We start from the raw sequence: 18,774 nt of genomic DNA on the forward strand, positions 1-18,774 counted from the left end.
GGGGAAAACTTGTTGTTCTTGCTCATGACTCCATTCTCTCAAGAATTGAAGCCTCCTCAAAACCCGGTTCGATTCACGGGGCGGTGCGGCCGCCTCCCTAAGCGTAGCAAGCGTGGTCGCGCCTCTTATGGGATTACCGTTATCACTGGGCAGCACAAGCCGACTGGGTTTGATGTCCTCACACTAAGAAATACCGGGCGCTCATGTGCAATGGCGCTGGCATGTGCCATCCTCGTTGTCGAAGCCTCACCCGCGAATAATCTTGCATACGAACAGATCCAGAAGTAGGCATAGACAGCGGAAGCACCCCGTGATGGTAAAGACCAGGTGGGTGATATCCCAAAACGATAGAGTTCGTTGGACGCCTCTGCTGCCAAGGCCCGAGGTTGAGGGACGCGTTCGTGGCCAACTCGGCAGACTTTGGCGATTCGCTAGCCTGAGGTACTGATCCTGGCAAGCCATGCGGCGCACAATCGGCGAAGGCTCCAAACGGCGCGTCGTCTCATGGATGAGCCTGAGCCGCAGGCTGGTCAGCCCATACTTCAGTTAGCCCAGATCCCTGGCATCTGCGGCTAGCTTGGTCGACACATTGAATACTAACTTCCAAGCGAGGGAAAACTCGACGAATGTTTTGTGCCCATTGCGTTAGGCATTGACCGAACTACTACATAAATAAGGAATAAATACATAAATAAAGGTTATTGATTACCATAAAAATAATTAGTTATTATTTATCAATTAAAGCCGATAGACTGATCTGCCGACCCCAAATAGGCCCCAAAAAAGGCAACACGAGGATAAGCATGGACGTTATCGGAAACAGAACACTTCGGGATCTTTTGCAAGTGCAGGCGGCCTGTTATGGCGACAAAATCTTTCTTGTGCATGAGACAGCGCAGGAAGAAATAACAGAATTCAGTTATCGCGAAATTTGTCGTAAAGCATTCGAAATAGCCACATATCTTGAATCCAAAGGGCTAAAAAAGGGAGACAAAGTATTTGTCTTCTTACGTAATACACCCAATTTCATTGCGACATGGTTCGGAATTGTCTCAGCTGGACTGGTGATGGTCCCAGGTAATATTTATCTGACCGAATCAGAAATTGAATATCAGATTCAGCATAGTGATCCAAGTTTAATTGTTACGGAAGGTAATTTCCTCGAGGTTATTAAAAAATCCATTAATTCCAAGAAAATAGAAATAACTCTTGAGAATGATATTGTCGCAGAGAGCGAAGGGATTACCCAAGATTCTCCTCTTCCGAGCATCACATCCGACGATTTAGCGCAGGTGCTCTACACTTCTGGCACATCAGCCCGCCCAAAAGGGGTAATGCTTACTCACGCTAATTTTATCTGGTCCGCTATTTCAAGTGCGCTTCATTCAAACTTTACCCCAAATGATCGAATATTCAACAATAAGCCTTTATTTCACGCTAATTGTCAGGATTCAGTAGTTTCAGGACTGTTTTCAGGGGCAACCGTTATTATTGGTGAACGCTACAGTGCGAGCCGATATATGACTCAATTAGTAAGGCATAAAGCGACAGTATGCAGTTTGTCCGGCATGCTGTGCCGCACTCTATTAAATCAGCCTGCTTCTGCACTGGATACTTCTCACAGTATCCGATTTGCAGGATATGCGATCAATATCTCCGAAGACGAAATTCAGCGATTTCAAGAGCGGTTCAATATAAAGCTCAGAAATAGCTATGGCCAATCCGAAAGTATGTTGTATGTCACGTTTGAGTCGCTAACCGGCCCTTCCACTTATCCTTCGATCGGGCGCCCTGCTATAGGACGAGATGTCTTTATCGTCGACGAAAATGCCCTACCTCTTTCAGCTAATCAAACGGGCGAAATCGTGGTTAGCGGAATCAGAGGGCGCACTCTCATGCTGGGATATCTTAACGACGAAACTGCAACCAAAGAAACATTAAAAAATGGATGGCTCCATACCGGCGACCTAGGCTATTTTGATGAGGCTGGTAATTTGTTTTTCTTCGGAAGAAAAAAAGAGATTATTAAACGATCTGGCGAAAACATATCAGCAGCCGAAGTTGAAGAAGCGCTGATGATGCATCCTTCCGTTCGTGATGTCGCAGTGATCGGCATACCGGATCCCGTAAGAGATCAGGCGGTAATGGCTTGTATTGTAACGCGGAATGATACGTCTATAACGCAGGCGGATATAACAGAGCACTGCCAAAAATATTTAGCATATTTCAAGGTGCCTACCTATATTAAGTTTTTTGATGAGCTGCCAAGAAACGCAAGCGGAAAGGTATTGAAGCGGGAACTGATCGAGAGGTCAAAAAATGGATGATTCAATAATCAACGAATGGCAAGATCGTTTGGTAGGCCATGTAAAAAGTTTTTATTTAGGTGTGATCGACCCATTGTGGTCCCAGCGTTACGCAATCGCGGTTGATGATCTTGATCCAGTGTATTTTGATGACGATGCAGCGGCACGGGCTGGGCTCAAGGGCGTGATTGCGCCTCCAAACTATATTGCTACTCTTCGAGCCGCACCCGGCGCAGGGCCTAGCGAAGTTGATCTATTAGAAGACGGCACATCTCCTGACGGAAGGCCTGCTATTCCAGGTCTTCAGATAATGGGAGGAGGGCAATCGATTGAATTTCTTGAACCCGTATACTGCGGTGAAAAGATATGGGGGGACAAAAAAATAAAATCAATAACCTCTCGTGAAAGCAAGAGTGGAAAATTGATAATTATTGAGGAAGAGATTATCTACAAGGATGAGTCGTCCGTTACTAAAATAGTTCTTATCAATAAATCGCTGTATCGGATAGTAGAGGGCTTCAATGGAAACGCCGAATGAATGCCTCCCGTGGAGGTTTGAGAATATAGAAGTCGGAATGCAGTTACCGACTTTGATAAAAAAACCTACAACAACCATGTTATTCAGATTTAGTGCTGTTACATGGAATACACATAGAATTCATTACGACCAAGCTTATGCTCGGAAGGAAAAACATCCCGACGTGCTGGTGCAAGCAACCATGCATGGTGCTTTTATGCTCCAAATGCTCAAGCGCTGCGTCGGTCATGCAGGAAAGATTAAGCATTTTGAGTACTCAAATAGGGGTCGGGCCGTTCCCGGAGATTTCTTGTATTGCGGTGGATCAGTAACACATATTCATAAGAATAGTAGGGAAATAATCTGTGCGATCAAGGAAACTAATCAAGATGGGCAAATAGTTACATTGGGTAATGCAGTGCTATTTTTTTCTGATACACCAAATCCATTATCAAAGGAAAATTCATGAACTTTGATGTCCCTAGCGAATACGAACCATTATTAGAGTTAGTTAGAAAGTTTCGTGATCGCGAACTCATGCCTATCGAGAAGGAGTTTCTCCTTCGAGGCGAGCTGGATATAGATGTTAGACAAGCACTCGAACTAAAAGCAAAAAAGTTGGGCTTATGGGCTCTTGAGGTTCCTGAGCAGGATGGTGGCAACGGTCTAGGTCTGCTTGCATGTGCGCTAATGAATGCTGAGATAGCGCAGTGTGCCATTCCTTTTGCTTTTCCTGGGTCCCCTGAGCCTCTTCTAAATTTTGCGACCGATCAGCAGCGGGAAAAATATTATTTTCCGGTAATTAAAGGTGAAAAAAGAGGCGTATATGCCTTCACCGAGCCTGATGCTGGCTCAGACGTTCAAGGAATCAAAACCCGAGCAGTCAAGGATGGTGACGGCTGGGTGTTGAACGGTACAAAAATATACATCACGGATGCTCATCGCGCCGACTATTGTTTTGTATTTGCGGTAACAGACCCGGGTAAAGGAGCAAGAGGAGGAATTAGCTGTTTTATTGTCGATTACGATGCTCCTGGTTTCACATTAGGTAGACGTATTCGGACTATGGGTGACGACCGTGATCCTTACGAGCTTATATTTAACGATTGCAGAGTGCCTGAAGAAAATCTCTTGGGACCATTGGGATGTGCATTCAGTCTTGGGGATGACCAGTTAACACATGGGCGAGTCATTTTGGCTTCAGTATGTTTAGGTTTAGCTGAGAGAAGCATTCGCTATGCAACTGAATGGGCTAAACAGCGTAAAACCTTTGGCAAATCAATAAGCGAATATCAAGCAATTCAATGGTATTTGGCTGACTCAATTGTTGAACTTGAGGCTGCCAAGCTCTTAGTTTACAAGGCTGCAGCAATGTACGACGCAGGTCAAAAAATAAGAACTGAAGCGCATATGGCCAAGCTATATGCAACAGAAATGGCACAACGAGTGACCGACCGCTGTCTACAGGTTTTAGGGGGTTTAGGCTACACGCTTGAAACGCCAATTCAAAGCATGTATCGGCATGTGCGCGTTAAACGTATCGGGCACGGAACCACAGAGATCAATCGACTGATGATTTCTCGTGCTATTTTTAAATAATAAATTTAATGTATAAATTTTTCATTTTAAATTGGAGACATTAATGACTGTAATTATTAAGAAGGTAGTCTTGGTTATTATAGGGGCATTTCTTATAAGCGGTACCGTATCTGCAGAAGGGAATGATAGTTACCCGAATCGCCCAATTCGTGTTGTTGTTCCGTATGCCCCTGGGGGCGGAGCGGATTCATTTGCTCGGCTTGCCGCCCCAGAGCTTGCAAAGGCGCTAAAGACTACCGTTATTGTTGAAAACAGAGCTGGTGGAAATACAGCAATCGGGGCGCAAACCGTCGCCAAAGCAAAACCGGATGGGTACACCGTGCTCTTCACCACCGATACATCTACTGTTGCTAACGCGGTGTTGTATAAAAACCTTGCATACAACCCCGACGAACTAACACCGGTGGGTACGTTGAATGAGGTCGGTCTTGGATTAGTTGTTCGTAGTGATCTTCCCGTCAACTCATTTCGCGAACTAGTTAAGTACGTGCAAAATAATAAAAATTTGAACTTTGGCTACGGATCGTACGGTGTGGGAAGTCAGGCACATATGATGGGCGAGGCTTTTAATAAGTTATTCAATACCGATGTTGTCCATGTTCCTTATCAAGGGGCCGCGCCTGCAGTGGCGGATGTTATCGGCGGTCAGGTGTTATTCACGTTTCCAACATTAATAACCGCGGCTGGTAATGTGAAGGCGGGAAAGTTGAAATTCTTGGCAGTAACGGGCGACAAAAGAATGCCCAGCCAACCTGACGTCCCTACCCTTAAGGAACTTGGTTACGAAAAAATGTCTGTCGGTGCATGGTACGGCTATTATGTGCCAAAAGATACACCTGACGATATTGTGAATGTCTTTAACAAGGCTATTTCAACTATTTTGAATGATCCTGCGTTTGTTCAGGAATTGGTGAATCGTGGCGCGGTGCCAATGGTTTCAACACCTCAAGAAATGCAACGACTGATTGATGAGAGTCGTATTTTCACGAGAGATTTAGTCGAACTCACGAAAATTAAATTGAACTAAAGGCATTTCCGTGAATATTGAAAGCAACAACATAAAGCTTGGCACCGACCTGAAAGAAGGGATGACAGGAGCCCAAGCTGTGGCTCGTGTCATCTCTGACATGGAACACCCGGTCGTCTTTGGCATGCCAGGCGGCTACACGGTTCAGATCTTTGATTCACTGTATCCATATCGCGACAAAGTACAGGTCAATCTGGTCCGCCAAGAATCGATCGCTACGGTGATGGCCGAGGCGAGAGGACGGCTCACCAACCAGCCGGCATTAGTGATTGGGCAAGGAGCTTGGATTTTAGGCAACGCTGGAATTGGTATTATGGAGGCGCACTTGGGTGCGTCTCCGATGGTCATACTGGCTGACACCACTGATGGCGGCACTTTTTCGCATCTTGGTCCCTACCAAGCCGGTGGGGGAGGGTACGGTGCCTACGATCTCACTGCAGCGTTGAGGGCCATTACAAAGCAGGTATTTGTAGCTACCAATCCGACGCAAGCCATGCAAATGACGCAACTGGCAATCAAACACTCGATTACTGGCGAACCGGGGCCGGTTGCTGTCATATTTAACGGGCCAGCCCTGTACAAACGTATAGATGCTACCCGTGAACCACCGGTGTACCCAAATGCTTGGTATGGAACGCCTGAGGAGGCCATTGCACCGCAAAGTGCTATCGATAAAGCAGTAGCCTTGATTCGAAGCGCACGCGCGCCGATTATTATTTCCGGTAACGGAGTGCGGCTGGGCAAAGCGCAGAAAACGCTACAATATTTTGCCGAGAAATTGAATGTACCAGTCGCTACGACACCAGCTGGAAAAGGTACATATCCCGAGAACTCCCAGTTGGCGGTAGGCCTGACCGGAGCGTTCGGGCACGACACGGCTAATAATGCGCTACCGCTTGCGGATGTCATTATTGCTGTAGGTACAAAACTCGGGGCATCAGACACCGCGAACCAGCATCGGGATCTTATCGATCCAACGCGCCAGAAAATCGTTCAGATCGATGTTGAGTCTTTGAATCTATCATGGACATTACCGATAGCGGTCCCTGTGCTTGGTGATGCCACCAATGTATTGAAACGTATCGAGGCTGCGCTTAGCCCTCTTAACTTCGATGGCGTCGCTCGAGTTCAGGCCTTGCGTGAACAGTATCCATATTTCGATGATGTATCGCTCGATCGCCGAGGTGATTTCAGCGGCAGGGATGCTGCTTCTATATTGAGTGCGACACTGCCTGATAACGGGATCGTCACCTGCGATGCAGGTGAAAATCGTTTGTTCGTTTTGAGAGAGTTTCAAACTAAGCAAGATGGGGATATTCTTCAACCCAATGGCGGCGGCGGCATGGGCTACGCAGTACCTGCAGCCATGGCGGCCGCCTACCACTTCAAGACCAGACCTGTTGTAGCTGTTTGCGGAGATGGCGGAATCTCCATGAGTCTGCACAGTCTCTTGAGCGCAATTGAGCTCAGGCTGAAATTAACAGTGCTGGTTCTGGATAACAATGTTCTGGGTTGGATATACAGTTGCCAGCGTGACCGGATCATTGCCTCCGAGATGCAGCCTTTTGATTTTGTGTCGATTGCCAAAGCCATGGGATGTTATGCCGAAAAAGCGTCGTCCCGCGCGGAGCTGAAGGAGGCACTGAGCCGCGCTTTCGACTATCAGGGAGTCAGTTTGGTCGTTGCCAATATTTCAAGGACTGACCGTTACCAGGACGTCATGTCATCGCTGCATAAGTACGATATCTACTCAGTGCCTAAGAGCTCTTGACAGTGTGTCAGGGTACTCTGGCTGAAGCGTTCAATAAAAAGGATTGCCATCTACCTGGCATTCCTTTTTTTATGCTAACGTGGGTATCAGGCCGTCTGGGGTCTAAGCACACTTCGCCCCGACTCCAATACGTTGGTAATTAACCAATCAAGCGCTGGATTATCCCGATCTTTGTGCGAAACAACAAAAAAATTCAATTCAGAGTCTTCCACACAATCTGACAATGCGGTAAAAGAGCCGTCGCGCAACCTTTCAGAGATCATGATTTCGGGTAATTGAGCGATACCGCCGCCGTTTTCAACAATGGCTATTAATGATACCAAATGATTGCATGTATTAAAATGTTCAAGAGTCACGCCATTTTGACGCAACACGTGCTGAGCAGCGGCGGCGTATTCCGAAGGCTTGGAAATTGTCCAAAGAAGTAAAGTATTAAAAAAATCGCTTAGCGACCAAGACGCATAGGCAGGGTCCTTCAGTACGGAAGATGAAATCACCCATTGCATTTTGGTCATACCGACTGGCTGCGTTAAGAAGCGGCCGTGCTCTACAGGCCCTGCAACAATAGCAACATCTAAAGCTCCTTGGCGCAACTTTCGTTTGAGCTGGTACGCAAGATCCAGCTCAATTTCATACGAGATACGAGGCATTTTATTTCTGAAGTCCTTGAACAAATGGGCAAACCAACTCATGGTGATTTCACCCATACCAACTCTCAGTGTTCCAGAAGCTTGTAGGGTATCTTGCTCAGGCGAGTCGATCATGAATGCACTTTCAACGGCCGTGAGCAAAGGCTCTACTCGTTCCACAAAGCGGCGTGCAGCTGGAGTCAACTTCAGATTGCGCCCGCTTTTCTCAAACAGCGGGACACCCAGGGATGTTTCTAGCTCACGCATACGAGCCGATACGGCAGGCTGAGATGTAAAAAGCTTCTCGGCAGCTGCCCTGAACGTCCCTGTTCTTGCAACCCAGACTAGTGTCTCTGCGTTCAGCAAATTTTTTTGCCTAGTCACTCTTCAACCTCTCGTCCGATATAGACTCGTCAAATCCTCGCATTGTTCATGTGGGCCATGTTATCAAGAAAGGATGGATTGTCGACATGCGAAAACAAATTAGCGGATCACGCCGGGCAGGCTAAACACAGTAGGGTGGTTGCAGTGCTGCCAATCTTTGACACGATGAGATCCATTGCCGCCTACAATCGCCGGCATTCCCGCGATTCTCCTAAACCGGCAGCACTGCGCGCTCCCGCACTTCAGGGGGAAATGTGTTGCTTTTATTTATGGCCCCGCCAATCAAGGATTGGAGCATCTTCAAAATCCGGCAGTATTCAATGTGAGCGATTGATTGGGAGGTAAAGATTATATTGGGGGCGAGTATGCGGTTATTTCCAAAAAGTATTGGCAAAGCGCTTACGCAAATTAAAAAAGCACTTACGCCAACCCCGTGGAGTTGGTGTAAGTGCTTGAAAACGTTGGTGCCGGAGAGAAGATTCGAACTTCCGACCTTCGCATTACGAATGCGCTGCTCTACCAGCTGAGCTACACCGGCCCGGTGTCACGTTGCCGGCAGGCCCGGCGTCGGTGAAGTCCGCTATTATACATGGTTTTGCCAAGGCTGCCAGCGGCCGGGCTGTAAGCGCGGCTTGGCCCAGGCCGCTTGCAGAGTCGGCAATTGTCATGTTGCCGTCGGTGGCTATACGAGGATCGCCCCTGGTCGCCGATGCGGGCTTGGGGGGCGCTGCGTGATTTGTGTCTCAGTTAGAGGCCTGGATATTGGCTTTGTCGATGACGGTGCGCCATTTGCCTACCTCGGCGTCTATCGCCGCGCGGGCTTGCGCTGGTGCTTCGTAGCCCACCACCACGCCTTGGTTCAGCAACGCTTCCTGCACCGCCTTGCTCTGCAGGCTTTTCTGCACTGCGTCAGTCAGCAGCTTAATGCGGTCCGCTGGGGTGCCGGCGGGGGCCAGCAGGCCGAACATAGACGTTACTTCAAAGTCATCCAGCCCGGCTTCTTTGGCAGTGGGCACATCGGGGAGTGTGGGTGCGCGGCTGGCGGACGTGACTGCCAAGGCTTTGATGGCACCCGACTTAATGAAGGCCTGTGCGGCTGGCACGGTATCGATCATGGTGTTGACCTGGCCGCCGACCAGATCCGTCATGGCGGGGCCGCTGCCGCGATAGGGCACCGATATCATTTTTACGTTTGCGGTGAGGCCGAACAGGGCGCTGGCCATATGCTGGGGCGACCCGGTGCCCGCCGAGGCGATGGTGTAGCCATCGGGGTTCTTGTGGGAGGCGGTGATCAGTTCGGTCAGCGTGGACACCTTGACGGATGGGTGAGTGACAAACACCAAAGGTACCCGGCCGACAATGGCAACAGGGTCGAAATCCTTGCCCAGGTTATAGGTGACGTTCTTGGCGTACAGGTTCTGGTAGATCGAGTGGCTGGTGAGCGCGCCCAGCAACAGGGTGTAGCCATCCGGCTTTGCGCGTGCGACTTCGGCGGCGCCGATGCTGCCGGATGCGCCGCTGCGGTTATCGATGACAACCGAGGTGCCGAGCGTTTCGCCCAATGCTTTGCCGACGACGCGGCCAATGACGTCTGTTGCGCCGCCTGGTGGATAGGGCACGATCAGCTTGATGGGCTGATCGGGGTAATTGGCATGAGCGGCCATGCCGGTCAGGGCCAGGCCGGCGGCCAGGCAGGTAGTCAAGGCGTGCTTCAGTATCACGGAACGTCTCCTCTTGGGTATTCATGCAGCGGTGCCAATTAACGTCTTGCATAAGCAAGGTGCTTGCAGGCATGGCTGTGTTTGATCAATAATATTATTAATAATCTGATCGGCAATGTAGCAAAATGACTCGAAAAGCACAACCTCCGCAATCCAGCGACCCAACCCAGGGCTTTCGCAAGGGGCTCACCAATTATGGGGACACGGGCTTTTCGCTGTTCCTGCGCAAGGCCTTTATCAAAGGTGCTGGTTATACGGATGACGCGCTGGATCGCCCGGTTATCGGCATCGTCAACACCGGTAGCGCCTATAACCCCTGCCACGGCAATGCGCCGCAACTGATCGAGGCGGTCAAGCGCGGTGTTCTGATGGCGGGCGGCCTGCCCATGGACTTTCCCACTATCTCTGTCCATGAAAGTTTTTCCCATCCGACCAGCATGTACCTGCGCAATCTGATGTCCATCGACACAGAAGAAATGGTGCGCGCGCAACCCATGGACGGTGTAGTGCTGATCGGTGGCTGCGACAAGACTGTGCCGGCCCAGCTCATGGGCGCGGCGTCGGCGGGCGTGCCAGCCATCCAGCTCGTCACGGGCTCAATGCTTACCGGTTCGCATCGCGGTGTACGCGTGGGTGCGTGCACTGATTGCCGGCGCTATTGGGGTAGTTATCGCGCGGCAGAGATCGATGATCAGGAGATCGCCGACGTCAACAACCAGTTGGTGGCCAGTGTGGGCACCTGCTCAGTGATGGGTACGGCCAGCACCATGGCGTGCATGACAGAAGCATTGGGCATGATGGTGAGTGGCGGTGCCGCGCCACCCGCTGTGACAGCCGACCGCGCCCGTATTGCGGAGATGACGGGCGCCACTGCTGTGCGCATCGCACGTTCCGGCCTGACACCCGACCTAGTCATGACGCAGAAAGCATTCGAGAATGCCCTGCGCGTGCTGTTGGCCATAGGCGGATCGACTAACGGCATCATTCACCTGACGGCAATCGCCGGGCGCCTGGGCTTTAGCGTGGACCTCGCACGGGTCGATGCACTGAGCCGCGAGACGCCTGTGCTGATCGACCTGAAGCCTTCGGGTCAGTTCTACATGGAAGACTTCCACAAGGCGGGCGGCGTGCCGGCCCTGTTGCGAGAACTGCGTCCGCTGCTGCACCTGGATGCGATGACGATATCGGGCCAGACGCTGGGCGAAGTGCTGGGCGCGATGCCCGCGCCGTTCCCGCAATCGGTCATCCGCCCGTCCTCGGACCCCATTTATCCGCAAGGCGGCATCGCCGTGCTGTCGGGCAATCTGGCGCCCGATTGCGCCATCATCAAACAGTCTGCCGCGCGCGCGGATTTGATGGAGCATGAGGGGCGGGCGGTGGTGTTTGAAGACGCTGAGGATATGGCGCGCCGCATCGACAGCGATGAACTGGATGTGCGGCCCGAGGATGTGCTGGTGCTCAAGAATATCGGCCCCACTGGCGCGCCTGGCATGCCCGAGGCGGGGTATATTCCCATCCCCAGAAAACTGGCGCGCCAGGGCGTGAAGGATATGCTGCGGATTTCCGATGGCCGGATGAGCGGCACGGCTGCCGGCACCATTGTGCTGCACGTGGCGCCCGAAGCTGCCATTGGCGGCCCGCTGGCGGTGGTGCGCAACGGCGACCGCATACGCCTGAGCGTAAAAGGGCGCACGCTGCAATTACTGGTGCCCGACGAGGAAATTGCAGCACGGCTGGCGACGCAGGCTATCAGCCGGCCCACCGCCGAACGAGGCTATCGCAAGTTGTATCTGGATTCCGTCACCCAGGCGGGGCAAGGGGTGGATTTCGACTTCCTGATGCCGCAAACTAATAAAGGTATTGTTCCCGGGCCTCGCTGACTTTGCCGTATGAATGCTCCAGACCACCATATATCAGGCGCGCCAACCCTGGCCGCTATTGTCGGAGAGCTCGAAGAGGACATTGTCCTGGGTTTTCTGCATCCCAAAGAAAGATTGGTCGAAGACGACCTGATGCAGCGCTTCGGTGTGAAGCGGCACGTCATACGCGCAGCGCTGGCCGAACTGGTGAAGCTAGGCATTGTCGAACATCGCAAGAACGTAGGCGCGGTTGTGCGGTCCTACAACTACAAGGAAGTCGCCGATCTGTACGAGATGCGCGACTTGCTCGAAGGCGAGGCTGCCCGTCGGATGGCCTGCCCCGCGGATCCAGACGACGTTGGGCGTTTGCGCGCGTTGCAGGCCGCGCATGATGCGGCGGTGCAGGCAGGCGATCCGCGCAGGATCTTCAAGACCAACATGGCCTTTCATGCGGCGCTGTTTGCGCTTTGCCCCAACACAGTGCTGGCTGCGGCGATCCGCTACCATTACACGCAAACGCACGCCATACGGTATGCCTCGGCCACGTCGCCGCAGGCGCAGCAGCGCTCACGCCAAGAGCATCACGGCATTATCGACGCCCTTGCACAGGGCGATCGCAAAACGCTGGTGCGCCTGTGCCGCGAGCACATCCGCCCCGCACGCGACGAATATCTATCGATGAACCGGCATTATCTCGGTTAATGGTGCGTCGGGGCAGGTGTGTGCTTGCGTGCGTTCCTCGCGTCGTGGCGTTCGCCGTGCACGCGTGCTGGCAAAGGCAGATGGGCGAACGGTACGCGGGTGAACGGCAGATGTTCATTTCAAGTTTGATTGTTTCTTCAGGGTAGAAAACCATGTCTCAGAAAAAAATCCTCGGCGCGCCCTCCGCGTCGCGCGCGGTGGTGGTCGGTGGCGGCACCATGGGTGCCGATGTGGCGGTGGTACTGCTGCGCGCCAATTGTCCGGTCAGTGTGGTCGAGCCGCGCACCGAGGCGCACGAAGCTATCCGTGCGCGTGTGGGCGCCAACCTCGCCGAGATCGGCTGTACGGGCAATGCCGGTCTGCTCACGTTGGCAGCAAGCGTCGAGGATGTGGACTGGAACCAGATTGATCTGATGATTGAATGCATCCCCGAGCGCTTGGATCTGAAGCAGGCACTGTTTGCGCGGCTGGCTGAACTGGCGCCCGAGTCTGTCCTGCTGGCCAGCAACAGCTCCAGCTTCCCCATCAGTGCCATTGCTCAAGGCCTGCCCACGCGTGCGCGCATGCTGGGCCTTCATTTTTTCATGCCTGCGCACATCGTGCCGCTGGCCGAGGTTGTTCTTGGCCCCGACACCGATGCAGACCAGGCCGAGAGTGTGGCGGCGTTCATGCGCCGCTGCGGCTCGGTGCCCATCATCGTGCGCAAGGATGTTCCCGGGTTCGTAGGCAATCGCCTGCAGCATGCGCTGGCGCGCGAAGCCTTCAGTATGATCGAGGCGGGTATCGTATCGCCCGAAGACATCGACAACGCGGTGCGCTTCGGCTTTGGCTTCCGCTATCTGGCGGCGGGTCCAGTCATGCAGAAAGAGCACGCGGGGCTGGACGTCCACGCCGCCGCAGCAGCAACAATCTATCCCTCGCTGTCTAATGTGGCACAACCGCCCGAGGTGCTGGCCAGCAAGCCCAAGGAAGGCAAGCTGGGCATGAAGACCGGGCAGGGGTTCTATCCCTGGACGCCTGAAACTATCGCAGCGGAACGCAAGCGTTACGATGAGGCGCTGCGAGCGGGCTTGAAGATTCTCGCTGCCGATCTGCCCGAGATTCAGCCCTGATTGGGCATGGGCTTGCGCCAACCCAGGCTTGGGGTGGCGATTAAGCCGGGCCTGGGCGTGGGTTGGCAGAGGGCTCGAATGGGTTCGGGTCTACGCTCGCGCTGGGAGCGGTTTCCCGACTGCGGTTGGGAAGCGGCCGCTGGCGCAACGTGTCCGCGTCATGCCGCCACTGGCGCAACGGCGCCCGGCATGGGTACTATGTGGCCCATGATGCGTATTCTTGCCAATGAGCCGCGCCTGCCGACGGCCGGGAGAGCCTGATGGGAACCATTGCTACCTTGATGCTGCTGGCAGCCCTGCTGCCTTATTGCGCCGCCGTTGCTGCCAAAGCCGGCGGCAAGTCATACGATAATGACGACCCACGCGCGTGGCTGGCCCGTCAGGCTGGCTGGCGTGCGCGTGCCAACGCGGCACAAGCCAACCTGTTCGAAGGCCTGCCGTTCTTTTACGGGGCGGTGTTGTTTGCCCTGTACGGGCAGGCCGTGCGCGGTACTCTGGTCGGCCTGATGGCAGCCTGGGTTGTTGTGCGCATTCTGTATATCGTCATTTATGTGGCGGGCTACGGCAGCCTGCGCACGGCCGTATGGGGCGTGGCGCTGGTGCTCAATATTGCCATCCTGTTCAGCCCGCAACTGTTCGGGCTTGCCTGAACCAGGCCTTTTTGGGCGGCCCGGCGGGGCATTTGCACGCTGCATATCTGTCGAACACTGCCAGCAGCGCTTTCTGTTGCCTGGCGCTGTGATGCAAGGCAAGCGTGTACAGAATCCACGGTGGGATGCGGGCTCAGGATGCCCGCTGTTGACGGTCAGATATCCATTTCCTTGAAGACTTCGCTGGCTACACGGAAGGCATCGATTGCCGCCGGCACGCCGCAGTAGATGCCCGCCTGTAGAAATACCTCTTTGATCTCGTCCTTGGTCAGGCCGTTATTGATGGCGCCGCGCACATGCAGTTTCAGTTCATGAGGTCGGTTCAGGGCAGTGATCATCGCCAAGTTGAGAAAAGAGCGTGTCTTGCGGTCCAGCCCGGGACGATTCCAGATGTCGCCCCAACAGTACTGGGTGACCAATTCCTGCATATCGATGTTGAAGTCGGTTGCGTTCTGGATCGAGGCATCGACGTATTCCGCACCCAGGACAGCGCGGCGTGTGGCCAAGCCTTGGTCGAAGAGGGCGGGGTTCTTGGGGGCGTACTCGCGTGTCATGAGAAGCTTCTCCAGGCGTTGTCGAGATAAGAAACGGATTGGATGTGGAAGACGCCGGCAGCGAGATCGCCGGCGCGATGCCGCGGCGGCTGTTCAACCGCGAGCGACGCAGACAGGGTAGCAGAATCATGCGTGCGGCACGTTCGCAATTTAACCCCGAACGTGCTGCAGGCGATGCGGCTGCTTACCATTCCCCGCCTGAACGGCGAGGTTTGCTACGCGCAGGCTCAGGCCGGTTGTGGCCGGCGCAGGCTTGCAGCCCCCCATGCCAGGCCGATGACGGCGGCGGTAAGTGAGGCGAGCAGTACGCCCAGCTTGGCGGCCCCCAGCAGGTTCTCATCTGCGAAGGCCAGCGTCGCGATGAAAATCGACATGGTGAACCCGATACCCGCCAGCAGGCCCACCAAAGCAAGGCCACGCCACGACATACCGTCGGGCAGCGAAGACCACCCCATGCGAACCGCGAGCCAGCTCGCTGCCAATATGCCGATGGGCTTGCCCGCAACCAGGGCCGCCACGACACCGAGCATAACGTGTAGCGAACCGTCACTCCCAAGGTCGATGCCGTCGAGCGTGACGCCGGCATTGGCCAACGCAAAAAGCGGCATGACGCCATAGGCGACCCAAGGATGCAGGGCGATCTGGACACGCGAAACCGGTGGCAGCAGTTCGCGTTGCGCGCGGCGCAGTTGCTTGATTGGGCCTATCAATTGCTGGGGGGCGAGCCGCTGCGTGCTGGATTGTTCGGCGAGCGTGCCTACGGCGCGAGTGGCGATGTCCAGCGGATGAAACAGACTGCGCGTGGCCACCACGGGCGTCATCAACCCGAGCACCACGCCGGCTAGCGTGGGATGGGCGCCTGTTTGCAGCAGGCCGGCCCACAGCACCATCCCCGGAACTATATACGCATACGCCGAGCCGACGCCCATTTGTTGCAGCGATAGCACCATGACGATGCCGAGTGCGGCGACGATCAGCCCGGAGTAGTCCAGGCCGCCAGAATAGAACAGCGCAATGATGAGCACCGCGGCGATGTCGTCGATAATGGCCAGCGCCAGTAGAAAGATGCGAACAGTGCTGGGTATGCGCCGACCCAGCAGTGCGAGCACCCCCACGGCAAAGGCGATATCGGTGGCGGTGGGCACTGCCCAGCCCTGGCTCTGCATGGGCGCGCCGCCATTGAGCATAAGATAGATGAGCGCCGGCGCGACGACGCCGCCCAGCGCCGCGATAAAGGGTAATGCGGCCAGCTTCAAACTCGAGAGGGCGCCCTCGTGGATCTCGCGCCGGATCTCCATGCCGACTACCAGGAAGAACACCGTCATCAAGGCATCGTTGATCCAGAAATGCAGTGAGCGCGAAAAGACGACATCGCCCAAGCCGATGGATAAGGGCGTGTGCCACAGATGATGATAAGAGTCGGAGAGGGGGGAGTTGGCCCAGAGTAGGGCGACGGCGGCGGCCAGCAACAGTACGATGCCGCTGACTGCCTCGATGTGCAAGAAGCGTTCGAGGGTTGAGAATGCCTGTTCAGCCAGTTGCTGTGCGCGCGGCAGCGATTGCCGTGAGGGGTTGCCTTGCATGGTCGTGCGTGCTCCGCGAGGCGGCCCGACCTTCGCTTGTACCTGCCCTGGGCTGCACCATGCAGCTGACACCCGGCGCCATTCTACATGGGGGCGCGCAGGTGATCAAACTCGCGCGCTGCGCGGAGCGTGCAGCCCCGGCAGGCTATGCGAGTATGCACATTACTCGGTAGGCTGGTGCTCGCGCGGTGGGTCGCCAGCGCTGATCCGGGCCGCGGCGTTGTATTCGCGCTGAGGCGAGTTTGGGACGGAGTTGCCCTGCTGGTGCATCTGAATTGCCGACGGGAACAGATCCCAGCAGGCCATAAACAGCGCCGCAAACAGCGGGCCGATAACGAAACCGTTGAGCCCGAATACTGCCAGGCCTCCCAGCGTGGAAATCAGGACGATGTAATCGGGCAGCTTGGTATCTTTGCCAACCAGTAGCGGGCGCAGGATGTTGTCGACGAGACCGATGACTAATACACCGAACAGGATTAGCGTTACGCCTTCCCAGATGTCTCCGGTGACCAGAGAATAGATAGCTACGGGCAGCCAGATGAGCGCTGCGCCTACGGCCGGCAGCAGCGATAGAAACGTCATGACCACGCCCCACAGCAGCGCGCCTTGGATGCCCAGCGCCCAGAAGATCAGGCCGCCCAGTATGCCCTGCGTGATCGCGACCGCGATGTTGCCTTTGACGGTTGCACGCACGACCGTGGTGAACTTGCGGAACAAATGGTGTTGATGCGATTCGCTAAGCGGGATGAGCCGTTTGCTGTGTCGCGTCAGTTCGACACCGTCACGCAGCAGAAAGAACAGCAGATACAGCATGATGGCGCCGCTGACCAGGAACTGGAATGTGTTCTGGCCGATGTTCACGGCTTGCGAAGCCACGAAACGACTGGCTTGCAATGCGCCTTGTGCGAGTTTTTCGCGCAACCCGAAGGGGTTGTCGATGCCCAGGCGTGCCATCCACTCATGCGCCCAAGGCGGCAGCGCTGCCGTGATCTGCTCAAGATACCTGCCGAAGTTGACTTCGCCGGACTCGATGCGCTTGTAGATACCCACCCCTTCTTGAGCCAGCGAGGTGAAGATCAGAATCGTCGGCAGGATGACCATCAGGATGATGAACAGCAGCGTAACCAGCGCCGCAAGATTAGGCCGGCCGTGAAAAGCGGCCAGAAGCTTCTTGTTGAGCGGGTGGAAGATCACCGCCAGGATGGCGCCCCAGAAAATCGCACCGTAATAGGGCAGCAGCACCCAGATGAAGGCGATAGATACCGCCGTCAGCAGCAGCAGAAAGCTGCGAAAAAAAAGACTGGACTGATTCATCCTGCGTCCATGTTGGATAGGCTAGGCCGGACAGCCAATTCTATGCGAAAACCACGACGGTACGCTGCCCGTTTTAAAGATCTCTGCATGCGTAGCTGCAATAGATTCAGGCAGCAAACAGAACAGCGCGGTACCGCGGCGGCGGCGAAAAATACCTGGCTTGCGCACAAATAAATTTTTATGCTATAGTTTCGCTTCTCTGGTCCCCGATAGCTCAGTCGGTAGAGCGACGGACTGTTAATCCGCAGGTCCCTGGTTCGAGCCCAGGTCGGGGAGCCACAGAACACATTAAAGCAAGCAAGCCAATTCTTCGGGATTGGCTTTTTTGCTTTCCGGGCCTACAGGTGGGATGCTTGAAGTTGGTAGAGGCTGTGTGCCAGCCGGGTATGAGCCGCATGGCGCGTGCATGCTGCTGCACGGCCGTGAAGCGGTTTTTTGTCGGCTTGGCGCCCCGCGCCGAGATAGAAGTATCGGAACAGGCTGACAGGAGAAGAAAATGAAGCGCGTTGTTGCCGTCTCTTTAGTCGCGTTTGTGGCGGGGTGCACTGCATCGCATCCTGATTTGCCCACGCAGTCAGGTGTCGATCTCAATAAGTATGTAGGCAGGTGGTATGAGCAAGCGCGTTTGCCCAACCGCTTTCAAGAAGAATGCGCTGGTGACGTGCGAGCCGATTACGAGTTGCAGCCCGACAACACCATCGGCGTCACCAATCAATGCCGTGCAAAAGATGGCAGCACGAAAGTAGCAGAGGGCGAAGGAAGGCTGTCAACGTCTGTCGATCCGCGTGACCCCGCGAAACTGGAAGTCAGATTCGCGCCCAAGTGGACTTCCTGGCTGCCTATGGTTTGGGGTGATTACTGGATCATGAGGCTGCAGGGTGACTACCAGTACTCACTGGTCGGAACACCTGATCGTAACTATCTTTGGGTGCTTTCCCGTGATCAGGAAGCTGACGAGTCTGCGGTCACCGACCTGCTGGACTATGCGGGCACCCTTGGTTTTCCAGTCACGCAGGTGATCCGATCGGGCAACTGAAGTAAATTTC

16 protein-coding genes and 2 tRNA genes are annotated in these 18,774 nt (G+C 54.5%); 12 read left to right on the forward strand and 6 right to left on the reverse strand.

Annotated elements, in window-relative coordinates; translation table 11 throughout:
• Window positions 1–803 precede the first annotated feature (803 nt).
• The 6 genes from LOL23_RS14210 to LOL23_RS14235 are packed head-to-tail and all read left to right on the forward strand — an operon-like array spanning window position 804 to window position 7,220.
• The gene (locus tag LOL23_RS14210; protein ID WP_237173781.1) at window positions 804–2,327 is read left to right on the forward strand and encodes an AMP-binding protein; all 1,524 of its coding nucleotides are present in this window, start codon (window positions 804–806) and stop codon (window positions 2,325–2,327) included.
• Entirely contained in the window at window positions 2,320–2,844 is a 525-nt protein-coding gene (locus tag LOL23_RS14215; RefSeq protein WP_160975549.1) for an FAS1-like dehydratase domain-containing protein, read from the forward strand. Before LOL23_RS14210 ends, LOL23_RS14215 begins: the two co-directional genes overlap by 8 nt.
• A 37-nt stretch (window positions 2,845–2,881) precedes the next feature.
• Entirely contained in the window at window positions 2,882–3,292 is a 411-nt protein-coding gene (locus tag LOL23_RS14220) for a hotdog family protein (RefSeq protein WP_237173782.1), read from the forward strand.
• On the forward strand, window positions 3,289–4,422 hold the full coding sequence (locus LOL23_RS14225) for an acyl-CoA dehydrogenase family protein (RefSeq protein ID WP_160975551.1): 1,134 nt from the start codon (window positions 3,289–3,291) through the stop codon (window positions 4,420–4,422). The genes LOL23_RS14220 and LOL23_RS14225 overlap by 4 nt, the downstream gene beginning before the upstream one ends.
• Before the next feature lie 43 nt (window positions 4,423–4,465).
• Window positions 4,466–5,449, forward strand: a complete 984-nt coding sequence (locus tag LOL23_RS14230) for a Bug family tripartite tricarboxylate transporter substrate binding protein (RefSeq protein WP_237173783.1) — start codon at window positions 4,466–4,468, stop codon at window positions 5,447–5,449.
• 10 nt (window positions 5,450–5,459) lie between these two features.
• On the forward strand, window positions 5,460–7,220 hold the full coding sequence (locus LOL23_RS14235) for a thiamine pyrophosphate-binding protein (protein ID WP_160975553.1): 1,761 nt from the start codon (window positions 5,460–5,462) through the stop codon (window positions 7,218–7,220).
• A gap of 86 nt (window positions 7,221–7,306) precedes the next feature.
• On the opposite strand, the gene LOL23_RS14240 is transcribed toward LOL23_RS14235, so the two are convergent.
• The 3 genes from LOL23_RS14240 to LOL23_RS14250 form a co-directional block, all read right to left on the reverse strand.
• Window positions 7,307–8,233, reverse strand: coding sequence for a LysR family transcriptional regulator (locus LOL23_RS14240; RefSeq protein WP_237173784.1), 927 nt, complete (start codon window positions 8,231–8,233; stop codon window positions 7,307–7,309).
• A gap of 462 nt (window positions 8,234–8,695) precedes the next feature.
• Window positions 8,696–8,771, reverse strand: a tRNA-Thr gene (locus LOL23_RS14245).
• A gap of 205 nt (window positions 8,772–8,976) precedes the next feature.
• Window positions 8,977–9,954 carry a Bug family tripartite tricarboxylate transporter substrate binding protein gene (locus tag LOL23_RS14250; RefSeq protein ID WP_237173785.1) on the reverse strand — a complete coding sequence of 326 codons (978 nt, stop codon included), beginning with the start codon at window positions 9,952–9,954 and terminating at the stop codon, window positions 8,977–8,979.
• 125 nt (window positions 9,955–10,079) lie between these two features.
• Here LOL23_RS14250 and LOL23_RS14255 point away from each other — a divergent pair, with 125 nt between their 5' ends.
• The 4 genes from LOL23_RS14255 to LOL23_RS14270 all read left to right on the forward strand — a co-directional run bounded on the left by LOL23_RS14255 (window position 10,080) and on the right by LOL23_RS14270 (window position 14,277).
• Entirely contained in the window at window positions 10,080–11,834 is a 1,755-nt protein-coding gene (locus tag LOL23_RS14255; RefSeq protein ID WP_160975555.1) for an IlvD/Edd family dehydratase, read from the forward strand.
• 9 nt (window positions 11,835–11,843) lie between these two features.
• On the forward strand, window positions 11,844–12,515 hold the full coding sequence (locus tag LOL23_RS14260; protein WP_160975556.1) for a GntR family transcriptional regulator: 672 nt from the start codon (window positions 11,844–11,846) through the stop codon (window positions 12,513–12,515).
• 152 nt (window positions 12,516–12,667) lie between these two features.
• Window positions 12,668–13,627: a 3-hydroxyacyl-CoA dehydrogenase family protein gene (locus tag LOL23_RS14265; RefSeq protein ID WP_160975557.1), complete on the forward strand. Its 960-nt coding sequence runs from the start codon at window positions 12,668–12,670 to the stop codon at window positions 13,625–13,627.
• Between the two features lie 260 nt (window positions 13,628–13,887).
• Window positions 13,888–14,277, forward strand: coding sequence for an MAPEG family protein (locus tag LOL23_RS14270; RefSeq protein ID WP_160975558.1), 390 nt, complete (start codon window positions 13,888–13,890; stop codon window positions 14,275–14,277).
• 155 nt (window positions 14,278–14,432) lie between these two features.
• Here LOL23_RS14270 and LOL23_RS14275 read toward each other — a convergent pair whose 3' ends face one another.
• The 3 genes from LOL23_RS14275 to LOL23_RS14285 form a co-directional block, all read right to left on the reverse strand.
• A complete protein-coding gene (locus LOL23_RS14275) occupies window positions 14,433–14,831 on the reverse strand; it encodes a carboxymuconolactone decarboxylase family protein (protein ID WP_160975559.1) in 399 nt (132 codons plus the stop codon).
• Between the two features lie 227 nt (window positions 14,832–15,058).
• A complete protein-coding gene (gene nhaA, locus LOL23_RS14280; protein WP_160975560.1) occupies window positions 15,059–16,414 on the reverse strand; it encodes a Na+/H+ antiporter NhaA in 1,356 nt (451 codons plus the stop codon).
• A gap of 162 nt (window positions 16,415–16,576) precedes the next feature.
• Window positions 16,577–17,728 carry an AI-2E family transporter gene (locus tag LOL23_RS14285; RefSeq protein WP_160975561.1) on the reverse strand — a complete coding sequence of 384 codons (1,152 nt, stop codon included), beginning with the start codon at window positions 17,726–17,728 and terminating at the stop codon, window positions 16,577–16,579.
• Window positions 17,729–17,931: 203 nt separating this feature from the next.
• Between LOL23_RS14285 and LOL23_RS14290 the strand changes: the two genes are divergently transcribed.
• Window positions 17,932–18,007, forward strand: a tRNA-Asn gene (locus LOL23_RS14290).
• 217 nt (window positions 18,008–18,224) lie between these two features.
• Window positions 18,225–18,764: a lipocalin family protein gene (locus LOL23_RS14295; protein ID WP_237173786.1), complete on the forward strand. Its 540-nt coding sequence runs from the start codon at window positions 18,225–18,227 to the stop codon at window positions 18,762–18,764.
• Window positions 18,765–18,774 lie beyond the last annotated feature (10 nt).

The organism is Paracandidimonas lactea, assembly GCF_021653995.1.
Taxonomy (GTDB): Bacteria; Pseudomonadota; Gammaproteobacteria; order Burkholderiales; family Burkholderiaceae_B; genus Allopusillimonas; species Allopusillimonas lactea.

Bases quoted from the DNA above. Each gene is read 5' to 3' on its own strand.
- LOL23_RS14210 (WP_237173781.1), top strand. From the start codon at position 804: ATGGACGTTATCGGAAACAGAACACTTCGGGATCTTTTGCAAGTGCAG.
- LOL23_RS14215 (WP_160975549.1), top strand. From the start codon at position 2,320: ATGGATGATTCAATAATCAACGAATGGCAAGATCGTTTGGTAGGCCAT.
- LOL23_RS14220 (WP_237173782.1), top strand. From the start codon at position 2,882: ATGCAGTTACCGACTTTGATAAAAAAACCTACAACAACCATGTTATTC.
- LOL23_RS14225 (WP_160975551.1), top strand. From the start codon at position 3,289: ATGAACTTTGATGTCCCTAGCGAATACGAACCATTATTAGAGTTAGTT.
- LOL23_RS14230 (WP_237173783.1), top strand. From the start codon at position 4,466: ATGACTGTAATTATTAAGAAGGTAGTCTTGGTTATTATAGGGGCATTT.
- LOL23_RS14255 (WP_160975555.1), top strand. From the start codon at position 10,080: ATGACTCGAAAAGCACAACCTCCGCAATCCAGCGACCCAACCCAGGGC.
- LOL23_RS14260 (WP_160975556.1), top strand. From the start codon at position 11,844: ATGAATGCTCCAGACCACCATATATCAGGCGCGCCAACCCTGGCCGCT.
- LOL23_RS14265 (WP_160975557.1), top strand. From the start codon at position 12,668: ATGTCTCAGAAAAAAATCCTCGGCGCGCCCTCCGCGTCGCGCGCGGTG.
- LOL23_RS14270 (WP_160975558.1), top strand. From the start codon at position 13,888: ATGGGAACCATTGCTACCTTGATGCTGCTGGCAGCCCTGCTGCCTTAT.
- LOL23_RS14275 (WP_160975559.1), bottom strand. From the start codon at position 14,831: ATGACACGCGAGTACGCCCCCAAGAACCCCGCCCTCTTCGACCAAGGC.
- nhaA (WP_160975560.1), bottom strand. From the start codon at position 16,414: ATGCAAGGCAACCCCTCACGGCAATCGCTGCCGCGCGCACAGCAACTG.
- LOL23_RS14285 (WP_160975561.1), bottom strand. From the start codon at position 17,728: ATGAATCAGTCCAGTCTTTTTTTTCGCAGCTTTCTGCTGCTGCTGACG.
- LOL23_RS14295 (WP_237173786.1), top strand. From the start codon at position 18,225: ATGAAGCGCGTTGTTGCCGTCTCTTTAGTCGCGTTTGTGGCGGGGTGC.